This window comes from Paenibacillus sp. MT86 (assembly GCF_058792535.1).
Map to the genome: position 1 here is coordinate 4,354,458 of NZ_CM179499.1, position 13,712 is coordinate 4,368,169.

Annotated in this window: 16 protein-coding genes; all 16 read right to left on the minus strand. The window is 52.1% G+C overall.

Translation table 11 applies throughout. The annotated features are described in order from the left end of the window. Positions 1-3 precede the first annotated feature (3 nt). Positions 4-1,557 (minus strand): anthranilate synthase component I, encoded by a 1,554-nt coding sequence (trpE, locus tag AC3RCL_RS19320; protein ID WP_096773282.1) that lies wholly within the window; start codon positions 1,555-1,557, stop codon positions 4-6. 355 nt (positions 1,558-1,912) lie between these two features. Then, positions 1,913-2,287 carry a chorismate mutase gene (gene aroH / locus AC3RCL_RS19325; protein WP_009595253.1) on the minus strand — a complete coding sequence of 125 codons (375 nt, stop codon included), beginning with the start codon at positions 2,285-2,287 and terminating at the stop codon, positions 1,913-1,915. A 3-nt stretch (positions 2,288-2,290) separates the two neighbouring features. Then, entirely contained in the window at positions 2,291-3,385 is a 1,095-nt protein-coding gene (aroB, locus tag AC3RCL_RS19330; protein ID WP_015734533.1) for a 3-dehydroquinate synthase, read from the minus strand. A gap of 1 nt (position 3,386) precedes the next feature. After that, on the minus strand, positions 3,387-4,556 hold the full coding sequence (gene aroC / locus AC3RCL_RS19335; protein ID WP_015734532.1) for a chorismate synthase: 1,170 nt from the start codon (positions 4,554-4,556) through the stop codon (positions 3,387-3,389). Positions 4,557-4,724: 168 nt separating this feature from the next. Then, positions 4,725-5,528, minus strand: coding sequence for a CheR family methyltransferase (locus AC3RCL_RS19340; RefSeq protein WP_015734531.1), 804 nt, complete (start codon positions 5,526-5,528; stop codon positions 4,725-4,727). 42 nt (positions 5,529-5,570) lie between these two features. Then, complete coding sequence (gene ndk, locus AC3RCL_RS19345) at positions 5,571-6,014, minus strand: nucleoside-diphosphate kinase (protein WP_009595207.1); 444 nt, start codon at positions 6,012-6,014, stop codon at positions 5,571-5,573. A 119-nt stretch (positions 6,015-6,133) separates the two neighbouring features. Then, positions 6,134-7,108 (minus strand): polyprenyl synthetase family protein, encoded by a 975-nt coding sequence (locus AC3RCL_RS19350; protein WP_009595187.1) that lies wholly within the window; start codon positions 7,106-7,108, stop codon positions 6,134-6,136. A gap of 159 nt (positions 7,109-7,267) precedes the next feature. Beyond that, positions 7,268-7,870, minus strand: a complete 603-nt coding sequence (locus tag AC3RCL_RS19355) for a UbiX family flavin prenyltransferase (protein WP_015734528.1) — start codon at positions 7,868-7,870, stop codon at positions 7,268-7,270. After that, on the minus strand, positions 7,870-8,742 hold the full coding sequence (locus AC3RCL_RS19360; protein WP_009595147.1) for a UbiA-like polyprenyltransferase: 873 nt from the start codon (positions 8,740-8,742) through the stop codon (positions 7,870-7,872). Before AC3RCL_RS19360 ends, AC3RCL_RS19355 begins: the two co-directional genes overlap by 1 nt. Beyond that, on the minus strand, positions 8,735-9,493 hold the full coding sequence (locus tag AC3RCL_RS19365; RefSeq protein ID WP_096773280.1) for a demethylmenaquinone methyltransferase: 759 nt from the start codon (positions 9,491-9,493) through the stop codon (positions 8,735-8,737). The genes AC3RCL_RS19360 and AC3RCL_RS19365 overlap by 8 nt, the downstream gene beginning before the upstream one ends. 9 nt (positions 9,494-9,502) lie before the next feature. Continuing rightward, positions 9,503-10,363: a heptaprenyl diphosphate synthase component 1 gene (locus AC3RCL_RS19370; RefSeq protein ID WP_015734527.1), complete on the minus strand. Its 861-nt coding sequence runs from the start codon at positions 10,361-10,363 to the stop codon at positions 9,503-9,505. 103 nt (positions 10,364-10,466) lie between these two features. Continuing rightward, complete coding sequence (locus AC3RCL_RS19375; RefSeq protein WP_492531416.1) at positions 10,467-11,018, minus strand: hypothetical protein; 552 nt, start codon at positions 11,016-11,018, stop codon at positions 10,467-10,469. Between the two features lie 112 nt (positions 11,019-11,130). Continuing rightward, a complete protein-coding gene (locus AC3RCL_RS19380; protein ID WP_096773278.1) occupies positions 11,131-12,093 on the minus strand; it encodes a prenyltransferase in 963 nt (320 codons plus the stop codon). 121 nt (positions 12,094-12,214) lie between these two features. After that, positions 12,215-12,793 (minus strand): DoxX family membrane protein, encoded by a 579-nt coding sequence (locus AC3RCL_RS19385; RefSeq protein WP_492531418.1) that lies wholly within the window; start codon positions 12,791-12,793, stop codon positions 12,215-12,217. A 177-nt stretch (positions 12,794-12,970) separates the two neighbouring features. Continuing rightward, positions 12,971-13,195 carry a trp RNA-binding attenuation protein MtrB gene (gene mtrB, locus AC3RCL_RS19390; protein WP_492531420.1) on the minus strand — a complete coding sequence of 75 codons (225 nt, stop codon included), beginning with the start codon at positions 13,193-13,195 and terminating at the stop codon, positions 12,971-12,973. 85 nt (positions 13,196-13,280) lie between these two features. After that, positions 13,281-13,553, minus strand: a complete 273-nt coding sequence (locus AC3RCL_RS19395; protein ID WP_006209463.1) for an HU family DNA-binding protein — start codon at positions 13,551-13,553, stop codon at positions 13,281-13,283. Between the last annotated feature and the right edge of the window lie 159 nt (positions 13,554-13,712).

Consider the following 13,712-nt stretch of genomic DNA (forward strand, 5'->3'; position numbering starts at 1 on the left):
ATGTTAAGGTGTATATTGATACAGATAATCCTGATTGATTAAGTCGTTGGCCCCCGTGCTGGACGGAAACATCGCTTCCGCGACGCGGATCGCCTTCAGCATCCCTTTGGCTTTATTCATGGTTTCCTCATACTCCTTCTCGGGAACCGAGTCCCATACGATTCCGGCCCCTGCCTGAACATAAGCTTTGCCCTGGCGAAAAATGATCGTGCGGATCGTAATGCAGGAATCCATATTGCCTCCAAAGCCCAGATAACCGATAGCCCCGGCGTATGCGCCTCTCGCTTCCCGCTCCAATTCGGCAATGATCTCCATTGCCCGCAGTTTCGGAGCTCCGGATACCGTTCCTGCCGGCAAACAGGACAGAAAAGCATCAAAGAAATCCTTATTCTCGCTCAGCTGGCCGGATACGCTGGATACCATATGCATCACGTGGGAGTATTTTTCAATCTCCATGAACGTATCGCATTTCACCGTGCCGAACTCCGATACACGGCCCAGATCGTTGCGGCCGAGATCCACCAGCATCAAATGCTCCGCGCGTTCCTTCTCGTCCTGCAGCAGATCATCCGCCAGCGCCTGGTCTTCGGCTTCGTTGCTGCCCCTCGGCCTTGTGCCCGCGATCGGTCTTGTTTCCAGCCTTCGTCCATCCACCTTCACCAAGGCTTCAGGAGACGTTCCCACGATAATGTCGTCGTCCATTTTGAGATAATACATGTACGGCGAAGGATTCAGCGTTCTCAGCACCCGGTAGACGTGAAGCGGCGATACTTCGGTCTCGATATGGAAGCGCTGGGACAACACAACTTGAAAAATGTCGCCTGCACGAATATATTCCTTCGCTTGCTCCACATTGGAGAGATACTTCTCTTTGGTCATGTTGGATTTAATATCGCCCATGTCGACATCGGCCGGGATGCCTCTGGAGTTCACGTTCTCCCGCGGCCCCTGATCCTGCAGCTGTTCGGCCGCCGCTTCCAGGGTACGGCATACATCCATATAGGTCTGACGGATGGTGTCGTCCGAATCTCCAGGTTTCACGTGCACGTTGCCGACCAGCATGATCTGCTGCTTCACGTGGTCGAAGACAATGACTTGATCGCAAAACATGAACCGGATATCATCCATCCCGAGATCATCCATCGCGTGTGCAGGCAGCTTCTCATAATATTGAAGCAGATCATATCCAAAAAATCCGATGGCCCCTCCGGTAAAAGGAGGCATCTCCTTCAGCTGCGGGCTGCGGTACGTACGCAGCAGCGCTTTGAGCTCCTCGACGGGCTTGCCTTCCAGCAAGGAACGTTCCCCGTTCTTTTCAATCTCGATCTTTCCTTTTTTACCCGTTATCATTAAGAAGGGGTCTGTTCCGATGAACGAATACCGTGCCCACTGTACGCCGCCCTCAACGCTCTCTAGTAAAAATGCCCGTTTCCGCTCCGCATAGCGCTGAAAAATGCGAATCGGGGTTTCCATATCGGCTAACAGTCTGATCGCTACCGGAATCAGGTTGTATTCACCTGCCATTGCCACCACTTGCTCCATTGATGGATTCGCCATGTCAATCCCTCCTTAATGAATGTATACAACAAAAAAACCTCTACCGAAGTAGAGGTTAACGTTCAGAATAAGTCTATGAAAAAAGAGCGCGGTCAAAGGACATTCAACCCGTTCATCGACAACCTACAGCGCTGACGTTCCATGGAACGGATACAAGAAATAGACCTGTAACCGGCCACGAACATGCCGTAAGATTCATCATGGAATCAAGTGTATCCTATAACCCGATGATGTTACTCCCTAAAATGCCTCAGCTCTTCTCAACTCAACTCATCTGTAAAACCTAACTCTACTCAGCTATTCTGATATCACTATACAGGATAATGCCGTGTTACCGCAACCCTAATTTTCAATATCAAGCGTTGGAGCCCGATAAATCCGGACGCAGCCGCTTGGCTTCGTTCAAATACACATGCTTGATCTCGCTCTGGCTTTTGTCCGTATTGACCTGCACCATAAACCGGATGCAGCGCGGCAAACTGCCCTGAACGGGGATTTCAACCGAACACATCAAAGGGACGAGATCCCAGCCCTCCAGCTGGCGTATCGCCTTGGCCGGGAACGTTGCATCCAAATCCTGCGTCATCGTAATCCATATGTTGCTGATATATTCAGGCTGTAGCTCGTTGCGTCTCACCATCTCTTCCAGCAGACGCAGCGTCTCCTGTACGATCTCCTGCTCATCGTTGCGGGTGACGGTTGTCGCCCCCCGGATTCCCCGATTCATCATGAACTATCCCTCTCCCTTCAACTGTTCGACCACGGATCGAACAGCTTCTACCGGTACATCCTTAACGATGCTGACGGAACCGATGGATTCCGGAACGATAAATACCATTTGCCCCTCGGCGAACTTCTTATCATGCTGCATGGCATCCATGATGCGATCGACCGAGACGTCATCCGGCAAGATTACCGGCAGATTCACCGCCTTCAGCATGCTCACCGTCTCTTCGTGCAGATCCGCAGGTCTGCCAAGCTTCTCAGCAAGTCGGGCCGATCCCGCCATGCCGATTGCAATCGCCTCGCCGTGCAAGAATCGGCCGTAACCGCCAACGGCTTCGATGGCATGGCCAATGGTATGCCCCAGATTAAGAATGGCGCGCAGGCCGCCTTCCCGCTCATCCTGGGATACCACGTCCGCCTTGATCGCGCAGCCGCGCTCCAGGCCGTAGATCAAAGCTTCCGGTTCCAGGCTCAGCAGCTTGGAGCCGTTCTCCCGGCACCAATAGGCAAAATCCCGGTCCAGGATCAAGCCATGCTTCACCATTTCCGCAAGGCCTGAAGACACCTCGCGCGCCGGGAGCGACATCAGCGTATTCACGTCATAAACCACCATGACGGGCTGATGAAAAGCGCCGATCATATTTTTGGCCAGAGGATGGTTCACCGCCACTTTGCCGCCTACGCTGCTGTCATGGGCAAGGATCGTGGTCGGGATCTGAACAAACGTCACGCCGCGCATGTATGTCGCCGCAACGAATCCGGCCAAATCGCCCACAACGCCTCCGCCCAGCGCGAAGACAGCCGAGCTGCGGTCCAGCTTGCCGTTGATGGCCGTGGTCATAACCTCTTCATAGACCTGTAGCGACTTGGAGGACTCGCCGGAAGGGACGATATGGGATATGACCGTGTACCCTTCCGATTTCAGCTGCTCCTCCACTTGCGCCAAATAGTGAGGCGCCACTTGATCATCCGTTACGATCAGATGCGGGCTCTTGCGGGTTATGCCATGCTTCGCGCTCAGCTCGCCGAGGGTATTCAGAATCCCCGCACCGATATAAATCGGATAGGAACGCTCTCCCAGTTCCACATGTAATGTCCTCATATCAGTAGTTCTCCAGCTGTTTCAGGTAGTTTTGGTAATTCGCATGGATTTCCTCCATCGAATCGCCGCCGAACTTCTCAAGGAACGCCTTAGCTACCTCCCAGGTCACAACGTGCTCCATCACGACGCTGGCTGCCGGAACCGCACAGGCATCCGAGCGTTCAACCTGAGCCGTGAAGGCTTCCTTCGTGTCGATATCCACGCTTTGAAGCGGCTTGTACAGCGTCGGAATCGGCTTCATGACGCCGCGCACGACGATCGGCATGCCGTTTGTCATCCCGCCCTCGAATCCGCCCAGGCGGTTGGTCGCACGGTGGTATCCGCGCTCCTCGCTGTACATAATCTCGTCATGCACCTGGGAGCCGCGCAGCTCGCCTGCTTCGAATCCGATGCCTACCTCAACGCCCTTAAAAGCGTTAATCGACATCACGCCCTGCGCGATGCGTCCATCCAGCTTGCGGTCATATTGGACATGGCTGCCCAATCCGACCGGCAATCCTTCGATGATGCATTCCACGATGCCGCCGATGGAGTCGCCTTCTTTTTTGATCTCGTCTATGTAGGCTTCCATCTTCTTCTCGGTCTCTTCGTCTACCACGCGAACCGAAGAAGCTTCCGTACGCTCGATCAGCTCATCGATCGAAAGATTGTGCGGGGGAGCCTCGATTTCGCCGATCCGGATGACCTGGCCAGCCACTTTGACGCCAAACTGCGCCAGGAATTGTCTGGCGATAGCGCCAACGGCAACGCGGACCGTGGTTTCACGGGCGCTGGAGCGTTCCAGCACGTTACGCAGATCCTTCAGGTTGTACTTCAATCCGCCGTTCAGGTCGGCATGACCCGGTCTTGGACGATGTACCCGTCTCTTCGCCTCGTCGTTGCCCTCAATCGGCTCCACGTTCATAATGTTCTGCCAATGCTTCCAATCGTTATTCTGGACGACCAGCGCGAGCGGCGCACCGGTTGTATAGCCGTGGCGCACACCGCCAAGGATTTGCGCGGTATCCTTCTCGATCTGCATGCGGCGTCCCCGGCCGTACCCCTTCTGTCTACGATGGAGCTGAAAGTTCAGTGCGTCGAAATCAAGCTCCAAGTTGCTTGGAAGCCCTTCGATTATAGTTGTCAGCTGAGGCCCGTGCGTCTCCCCAGCGGTTAAAAACCGTAAGCTCATGATGCTTTTCCCCCTTTAGGCTTTTAAGCGTTAAACCGCTAAACTCCGTGAACATCTTCTGCTCATTATAGTATAGGTCTAACGCTTTGACAAGAATGTCGACAAACGAGCAAAAGCGCCTCTCATCCTGCGGATTGAAAAGCGCTTTATGCGTTAAGACTGCCGTCTCTATTGAATTTTACGGTAGAAAAAGGTCTCGTTGCTTTCCAGGCCGTACTGCCCCGGATTAAAGATCTGTTCGGTGCTGCCCACAAACAGAAACCCGCCCGGCTTCAGGCTCGCGGCAAATTTCTGATACAGCTTGTGCTTGGCCCCTTCCGTGAAATAAATCATCACGTTCCGGCAGACAATCAGATCATGCCCGGCTTCGAACCGGTCCGTAAGCAGATTCTGCTTGTGGAAGGAGACCTCCTTCTTCAAGTTCTCGCTGAATCGATACAGCGAGCCCTCTTCCTTAAAATAGCGGGCGGCTACTCCGGAAGGGACGTCCTTGAGTGACCTCTCGACATACAGGCCTTCCTTCGCTTTATGTAACGCACCGTCGTCGATATCGGTCGCCATGATGCGCGCCCGGCCCAGCATGTTTTGTTCCGCCAGGATCATGGCAAGCGTATAGGGCTCTTCGCCGGTCGAGCAGGCAGCGCTCCAAACCTTCAACACCCCGGGATTCTGCTTGGCCAGCTCCGGCAATATTTTGTCCCGGAGCACTTCCCACCGGTTCGGGTTGCGCCAAAACTCCGAGACGTTAATTGTCATCCGGTCCAAAAACTCATGAAAGAGCGGCTTGTCCTTCATCATCGCATCGTAAAAGGCCGAAAAGGTTTCAAACCCCTTCTTCATGCGCAGCGTCGTCAGCCTTCGCTTCATCTGCGCTTCCTTGTAATCGGCAAGGTTGATCCCCGTGCTTCGCTCGATGCTGCGAACAAAGCCGATATAATCGGGATCCTCCAGTACTGGTTCATGTTCCGTCATCGTATCATCCTGTTAATCAGATTATTCCGCTTCCCGCTTCGCTTACAGCCAAGGGGACAGCGTCTTGTTGTACTCAACCAATTCCCGATCATCAAAAAAATTGGCGATCTCGCGCTGCGCGCTTTCAGGCGAATCCGATCCGTGAATCAGATTATGCGGCGTATGGGCCGAAAAATCCCCGCGTATCGTACCTGGCAGCGCATCCTTCACATTCGTTTTGCCGATGACCTGGCGAGACAAAGCGATGATGTCGTCACCTTCCCAAACCATCGCAAACACCGGTCCGGACGTGATGAACCCTACCAGGTTATCGAAAAAATCCTTGCCTTCATGTTCCGCATAATGGCGCTTGGCCAGCTCGTCCGAAATCTGCATAAACTTGCCCGCAACCAGCTTGAATCCTTTATCCTCCAAACGGCCGACGATTCGGCCGATCAGCCCACGCTGCACACCATCGGGTTTAATCATTAAAAAAGTACGTTCCATAGGCCTCATCACGCTTCCCCTCATCCTAGGTAATTGAACAATTGAACCTTCATTCCATGCTCAGGTGATGTTACATGTTTGTACCCGTATTTTAACAGAAAGCAACCTCATGGGTAAGGCTAATATGACCGCTTTGTTATAAAATTTGCGATATCTCTAAGCTGTTTTTTGGTCTTGATGTCAGGCAGCGTATCCAATGCAGCCAATGCTTTACCTATATACCGATCAGCCAGCGCCTCGGATCTCGATATGCCTTCGCTTGAGGTTACAAGCTTTACGGCGCCCGATACATCGCACTGGCCATTTAGTGCATGAATCCGTTCCAGCTCCTGCAGCAGCGGCTCTCTCCGCTGGCTGTCCTCGAGAGCGAAAATGACGGGCAGCGTAATGTTTCCCTGTCTCATATCGCTCCCCGGAGGCTTGCCAATCTGCTTCTCCGTCCCGCACAGATCCAGGAGATCGTCCTGAATCTGAAATGCCATGCCGACATTATATCCGAATCGATACAGGCTGTTGGCCACCTTGCGGTCCGCATCCGCAGCCAACGCGCCGAGCTGGCAGCTGACGGCAATCAGGAGCGACGTCTTGCGGCGGATGCGGAGAAGATATCTTCTGACGTCCTGTTCGGTATTAAAGAAATCACGTATCTGCTCCATTTCGCCAATGGACATCTCAACCATGGCCTTGGCCAGAATCTGATGAATTTCAGGCTGTTTCAGGTGAGTCGTCAACTGGAGCGCCTTGCCATAAATATAATCGCCGGTATACATGGCGATCCGGTTGTCCCACTTGGCCTTCACCGTGGGTTTGCCGCGCCGCGTGTCCGCATCGTCAATCACGTCGTCATGAACGAGGGAAGCGCTGTGGATCAGCTCCAGCGGCACGGCCACATGCTTCAGCTTATCAATGTCATAGTCGCCGAATTTGCCGCCCATCAGGACAAAAACGGGACGGAGGCGCTTGCCGCCTGCTCTAAGCAGATGCAGGGAAGTCTCTGTCAGCTCGGGACTGTCGCCTTCGACGCTGAGGTAGAGCTCCCTTTCGATAACGTCCATATCTTTTTTTAATGTTCCGAATATGTCAAATCGTTTCATCTCTTCACCCGTATGCTTAGATTCTCATTCCATAACTCCGGCGCTACCTTGCGATTTCAGCAGGCCAAGCTCTGATGCGAACTTGAAATTTAAGCGTAACCCTTCCTGTTGTCGTTCATCAAATCGCAGCACAGGTTAATGCCTGAACCATTGTTGTTGCTAGTCACCCCATCTGGTGTACAATTCATGTTCGATGCGCAAGCTGTCCAATACCTTGCCGACCAGAAAATGGACGATATCATCAATCGTTTTCGGTCCGTGATAGAAGGCTGGCATCGCCGGAATGATTTTGACCCCAAGCTTGGCCAGCGTCAGCATGTTCTCCAGGTGAATGGCATGCAGCGGCGTTTCTCTCGGGACAAGCACCAGGGGACGGCCCTCCTTCATCATGACGTCGGCGGCGCGGCCCATCAGGTTATCGGAAGATCCGTGCGCCACTGAGGATAACGTGCCCATCGAGCATGGCATGATAATCATGCCTTCCACCAGGTAAGAGCCGCTGGCAATCGTAGCTCCGATGTCGGAGATCGGATGGTATATCACGTTCCCCTCGAAACCGCCGAATTTCTCGGCCAGCACTTCCTCGCGGTTGCCCGCCTGAAAGCCCATTTCCTCCTTCAGCACGCGCCAGCCCGCATTAGAGATAATCAATTGCACATCGTAGCCCAGCGAGAGCAGGGTCTCCGTTAGACGAACCCCGTATATGCTGCCGCTAGCCCCCGTAATGCCGACAACCCAGCTCTTTCTGCGCATGGATTTCATCAGATATAACGCACCACCAAATCAATGAGAGTGAATACGAACAGAATGATGCTCAGCGTACTGTTCATGGTAAAGAACGCGGTTTGCAGGCGGCTCATATCATTTGGCGACAAGATGTAGTGCTGATAGAACAAAATTCCGCAAGCGATCACCATGCCCGCCAAATACCACCAGCCCACCGGCGTTACAAAGAAAAGAACGATAAAACCGACAGCCGTAACGACGTGGAACCCGCGAGCGAACCAGAGCGCTTTGTGCAGGCCGAACCGGGAAGGAATCGAGTACAGCCTTTCTTTTGCATCAAACTTCTCGTCTTGGCATGCATAAACGATATCAAATCCGCCCGTCCAAAACGCAAGCGCGATATAAAACACCATCGCCTTCCAGTCGATTTGACCGGTTACCGCAACCCATCCGCCCAGCGGTGCAAGCGCCGTTGTAAGCCCGAGCACCAGATGGCATAGCCATGTGAACCGTTTGGTAAAGGAATAAATGATAAGCATGAAAATAGCGATAGGCAGCAAACGGAAAGCAAACGGGTCCAGCATGTAAGTAGCCCAGAAAAACACGGCGAAAGACAGAATAATAAATATGATGACCTCCAGCGGCTTCAGCAGGCCTGCCGGAATGGCGCGATTAGCCGTGCGGGGGTTCTTGGCATCGATATGTTGGTCGGTGAGCCGGTTGAGTCCGAAAGCTGCGCTTCGCGCACCGAACATGGCAAGAAAGATCCAGCCGATATCTCCCCAGGACGGTAATCGGTCAAACACGACGGCCGATCCTAGAATCGCCCCCATAAAAGCGAAAGGCAGAGCAAACAGCGTATGCTCCACTTTAATCATTTCAAGATAAGTTCCTATTTTCTTAAACATCCAGATTCTCCTTGATCCCAATATGTAAGGCTGCTATGCCACCAGTCAAGGGAAAGGCCTGAACCTGTTGAAGTCCGGTCTGACGGAAAGCTTCGGCTAACTCCTCTCGTCCCGGGAACAAAGCTAGCGATTCGGGCAGCCATTTATACTGCTCATAACGCTTGGCTACCAGTTTCCCCATCCGAGGCAGCACTTGTTGGAAATAAAAATAATAAATGCCTTTGAACGGCTGCCAAGTCGGCTTGGACAGTTCGAGACATACCACCATCCCGCCGGGCTTAACCACGCGTTTCATCTCATGCAGAACCTGCATGTAATCCGGCACATTGCGAAGACCGAAACCGATCGTCGCGTAATCGAATTGATTATCTTCGAACGGCAGGCTCATGGCGTTTCCCTGAACCAGCTCGATCTGTGGTTCGAGTCCATGCTTGGCAACCTTCTCCCGGCCGACGTTCAGCATCCCCTCACTGAAGTCGAGTCCGACTATGTGTCCGGATTCACTTGCCTGGGCCATGCTAATCGTCCAGTCGCAAGTTCCGCAGCATAGGTCGATGGCCGTATCGCCATGGCGCATGTTCATCTTTTTCATCGTATACTTGCGCCAGGCTTTATGTCTTCGAAAGCTGAGAATGTCGTTCATCAGGTCGTATTTGCCCGATATGCTTTCGAAGACGGAATGGACGTACTGCTCTTTCGGATTTTTGCCGTCATGCTTGATTGCGTCTAACTTGGTTGTTTGATTATCCACTGCATCCCCCTACCCTTCACTTACGACGGACCGATATGTGCTGAGCCGTTTCAGAAACGGGTCCAGCACACCGGCGTACGGGCTCTCGCCCACGCGGCCTCCCAGCAGCTGCTGTACGGCGCTGACGGATTCCCGGAGCTTGTCCAGCAGCTTCTCCGAAGCCTTATGCTTCAGAATCAGCTTCCGCCAATCCTTCATATCCGTTTTTCTGCCCACCAGCATTTTCCGTTCCTCGTCGCTTCCCGACTCGATCAGATGCCAGTACGCGTAGCCGCATCTGCCGATGTCAGGCGTCGCACAGCGTTCCATCTCCTGCACAAGCGTTTCACATTCCGTAATTTCCTTGAGCAGCTTCTCCCATGTTTCTTGCACGGACACCTCAAGCAGCGGAGTAAAAGAAAGAAACAGCTGCATATTCAGCTGTACCGTTAGCTGTAGATATTCTTCAGAAGGCAGCAGGTTTTTTTTCATTTTGCCGTATAATCTCATCTTCATCACGTTCACTTCGCTAACCGCTTTGCTCAGAAGCGAGATGACGGCAATTTCGCCCTTCAGGGCCAGGAGCTGATAAAAACGGCTGCTGAAGTAATCCCCTGCGAGCACTTTCAGCTGCCGGGATCGCATCATTGCCTCTCCTTGATTGCCTTCCGTAACGTCGATGCTTTCATGCGTATCGAGTCCCACCTGAACCAGTGAGGTAACCAGCGCGTACAATTCTTCGTGTCCGGCAATATTCCGTCCCGAATCCATTAAAAATATGTATAACAAATGAACACGGGCATCCGGAAAACCCGGAAGTTCCGTGTGGTTCTGAATCATATCATAGTTTATATATTTCTCTGCCAGTTCTGGTACGCGATACGGTTTCATTCTCAGCCTCCGTGCACTTGATGTTCTTTTGTCCAATTGAGCCCACAATCCAATCTATTATAACACATGTTCAGGGCACGTACATGCCCTGTCATCTACTATTTTACCCCTTTCCAGGGCCGCTGAACTGCTTTGGCCAAAGATTCGTAAAGGTCAGGTTCAGGGCAGCAGCGACGGAAGGCGGCACATCCTCGTTCTCCAGCTGGGTTAGGACTTCCGCATAGCGTGAATCCCATGCTTCCCTGTTCATATTCGAGGCCAGCAGCATATACCGTTTTCCTCCCCAGCGATCGATGGCAACCACCCTGAGATACAGCTGCCTCACATTATCCGTGCCATCGAACGAATAGGACATAATGCTGGCGATGTCCTCGTAAACCTCGGAGGCCGTCTTTGTGGCATCGCTCAATTTGATATCCAGCGTCAAAGCGCCTTCTTCATAGTCCGCCCGGCTTATCTGCAGATTCAGAGGTAGACTCATCAGGGAATCCACCAAGCCGGCATCGCTTAATTCGCGGCTGTGATAAGGCACCGCCGCGGGTACAGCGCCGACCTTATAACGAGCTTGCGATTGGAGCCCCATCAACAGGCCAAGCAGGATGAATGCAATCGCCGCAGGCAAGAGTACCGCTTGTACGGATTGCCAATGCTTCATGACCGAAACCTCCTCTGTTCCTAGTTTCTTCCGCTCCTCTGAAGTCCATACCTCATTGTATAAAGAAAAAAAGCAGGCTATGCCTGCTTCTGGTAAAACGAACGGGATTCGGTTAGAAAAGCGAAAGCGAGGTCAATGTCACGGCCACAGCCAGCGCCGCGATCCTGGCCAAATTCATGACCACGAAATTTTGCACCGCGATCACGAAGGTTTTCTCTTTGGATGGATGTGCGGTGAATGCGGCTCCTTTTTTATATACCGGGACAATGGTGACGAACACCAGCAGAACCAGCACAGGGTGCACCTTCATCAGAAGAAGAGCCGCCAAGTCCAGATAAGCAAGGCAGTACAGAACCCGGAACAGTCTCAGCGAATGCTTGAAGCCGATATATACCGGCAGCGTATACCGTCTGTTCTCCAAATCCTCATCCATGTCGCAGATGTTATTGGCCAGCATGATGTTGGCAATCCCGAGAATGGCCGGCAATGACACGACCAGCAGCAGCAGCACCTCGGGCAGGTTCACCTGAAGGGAGAGGACGCTCCCTTGAATATCCATAACCGCCAGATGGCTGCCCTCAGCATGGATCCAAGCCGAGATGAAGATGATGACAAACCCCATGAACAATCCGGAGAACAGCTCGCCTAGCGGCATCCGCGAAATCGGAATCGGTCCGAACGAATATAATATCCCTACCGCGAAGGACATTCCGCCAAGCAGCAGAATTAACCAGCCCGTGGACAGGAACAGCGCTATGCCGGATCCGACGGCCGTCAGCAGCAGCAGAGCGATGACGGACACAACCGCCGGCTCTTTCAGGTTATAACGTACGATGGCATTATGCTGCTCGTAACCGAAGCCGTTCTTTTTAATCGCTTTTTTGTAATCGTAATAATTATTGATCGCCGTTGTTGCCATATCAAACGACAGCAATGATGCGAGCATCAGGGCAAAATGATACCCATTGAACTGCTGAAAACGAAACAGCGCATACAAGGTTCCGAACAGGAACGGGATCATGCTGGCAACCTTCGTCTGAATTTCCACCAGTTTAAAAAAAGCACGGATTCCCATGACCATCATCCTTTATCCATATTGATCTGATTTCAGATTAAAGGATTTCATGGCCGCGGTCTGTTCGAATTGTACTTGACAAACGCGTGATGAAAGTGACGAATGTTACTTTTGGGCAGGATCAAACTTGTTCCGGAATATCCCTATCCTTGCGCTTGCGGCTCCAAGGCGTACCCAGCAGCGGCAGGGCCCAGCGGTCCAAGCCGTACCAGCCTGCGACTTTCCAAGCCAGCACCAGCCATGTCGCCAAAATAAACAACAACGGATTGGAGCTTACCGTGCCCGCGAATAAAAAGCTGGCATTCATTAATCCGCCGAAAAATGCGGCAATACCGGTCAGCAGGCCCAAAATCAGCCCGAGTCCTACCAGTACCTCGCCGAAGGCCACCATATAGGCAAACAGCTTGGCATTGGGAAGAACAAACCCCTCTAGGAAAGAAGCATACCATCCGGTTACGTCCTTTCCTTCTTCCGCTTTTGCCAGCGCGCCGCCGACAAAGCCCTTAATGGCCGCTCCGGCTTCGCTTCCCGTCCAGGCTTCGGCCGTCAGTTTTTTCAAGCCCGACGTTAACCACGCGTAACCGAGATACAGCCTGACCAGCAGCCATATCCACGCCGAGCGCGTACTGTTGAACAAAAACATGGATATCGGATTTTCAGGGACCACAATATACTGTCCGTCTCTGTATTGTTTCGCCATGATTTCTGCAATCATCCTTTCGCATTTTTATTCATTCCATTCCCGCTAGTATATCCATTGTTCGACAAAGCGGCAAGTGCCTTTAACAATTTGTTAACACACATTCTGCGCGAATAAACTCGAAATACAAAAAAGCCCCACCGAAATGGTGGGGCTTTTTCTATATGATGATTTTCCTCAGTTGCCGGATTCGATCTTCCCGTGCTTGGTCATGATCTCGGCTTTGCCGCGTATTTTCACCGCGGACGTATGATCCGTGAACTGGGCGATGATGACTTCGCCTTTGTCCAGCTTCTCGGTATGATGAAAGCGGGTATCCTGACCGCGGGTAAGACCGATTACCTGCACGCCATGGTCCAGTGCTTTGACAATAAAATAATCGCCGTTCTGAACGTTCTCCATTTTCCAGGCCTCCTCGCCGTAAGCCTAAAAGAAAAGGCCGTGAACGAATTCACGACCTGTGCTCTTAGGTAATATGTAGAAATCTTTATTTGATTCCGTCTTTGAGCGCTTTACCAGGTTTAAATGCAGGAATTTTGCTCGCAGGGATTTCGATTTCTTCACCTGTTTGCGGGTTGCGGCCTTTCCGTGCGGAACGCTCGCGAACCTCGAAGTTGCCAAAACCGACCAGTTGTACCTTGTCTCCACTTTGCAATGCTTCGGAGATTGCATCGAAAACGGCATCAACCGCTTTAGTTGCATCTTTCTTGGAAAGCTCAGTAGATTCAGCTACTTGTGTAATCAGATCCGATTTATTCATTCTTTCACCTCCCTAACAAGGAATGTGCTCCACTTGCTATTCACTGTTTCCGTTTTACCGCAAATTATACGTGCAATCGGGTATTTTACCCCTATCTCGCGTTTAGAATGCATGACGCGGAACAAATTTATAGTAATACAGCCATCTCATAATTTCAAG

Coding starts and splice junctions, on each gene's coding strand:
- trpE (WP_096773282.1), bottom strand. CDS start 1,557: ATGGCGAATCCATCAATGGAGCAAGTGGTGGCAATGGCAGGTGAATAC.
- aroH (WP_009595253.1), bottom strand. CDS start 2,287: ATGATGAATCGGGGAATCCGGGGGGCGACAACCGTCACCCGCAACGAT.
- aroB (WP_015734533.1), bottom strand. CDS start 3,385: ATGAGGACATTACATGTGGAACTGGGAGAGCGTTCCTATCCGATTTAT.
- aroC (WP_015734532.1), bottom strand. CDS start 4,556: ATGAGCTTACGGTTTTTAACCGCTGGGGAGACGCACGGGCCTCAGCTG.
- AC3RCL_RS19340 (WP_015734531.1), bottom strand. CDS start 5,528: ATGACGGAACATGAACCAGTACTGGAGGATCCCGATTATATCGGCTTT.
- ndk (WP_009595207.1), bottom strand. CDS start 6,014: ATGGAACGTACTTTTTTAATGATTAAACCCGATGGTGTGCAGCGTGGG.
- AC3RCL_RS19350 (WP_009595187.1), bottom strand. CDS start 7,108: ATGAAACGATTTGACATATTCGGAACATTAAAAAAAGATATGGACGTT.
- AC3RCL_RS19355 (WP_015734528.1), bottom strand. CDS start 7,870: ATGAAATCCATGCGCAGAAAGAGCTGGGTTGTCGGCATTACGGGGGCT.
- AC3RCL_RS19360 (WP_009595147.1), bottom strand. CDS start 8,742: ATGTTTAAGAAAATAGGAACTTATCTTGAAATGATTAAAGTGGAGCAT.
- AC3RCL_RS19370 (WP_015734527.1), bottom strand. CDS start 10,363: ATGAAACCGTATCGCGTACCAGAACTGGCAGAGAAATATATAAACTAT.
- AC3RCL_RS19375 (WP_492531416.1), bottom strand. CDS start 11,018: ATGAAGCATTGGCAATCCGTACAAGCGGTACTCTTGCCTGCGGCGATT.
- AC3RCL_RS19380 (WP_096773278.1), bottom strand. CDS start 12,093: ATGGGAATCCGTGCTTTTTTTAAACTGGTGGAAATTCAGACGAAGGTT.
- AC3RCL_RS19385 (WP_492531418.1), bottom strand. CDS start 12,793: ATGGCGAAACAATACAGAGACGGACAGTATATTGTGGTCCCTGAAAAT.
- mtrB (WP_492531420.1), bottom strand. CDS start 13,195: ATGGAGAACGTTCAGAACGGCGATTATTTTATTGTCAAAGCACTGGAC.
- AC3RCL_RS19395 (WP_006209463.1), bottom strand. CDS start 13,553: ATGAATAAATCGGATCTGATTACACAAGTAGCTGAATCTACTGAGCTT.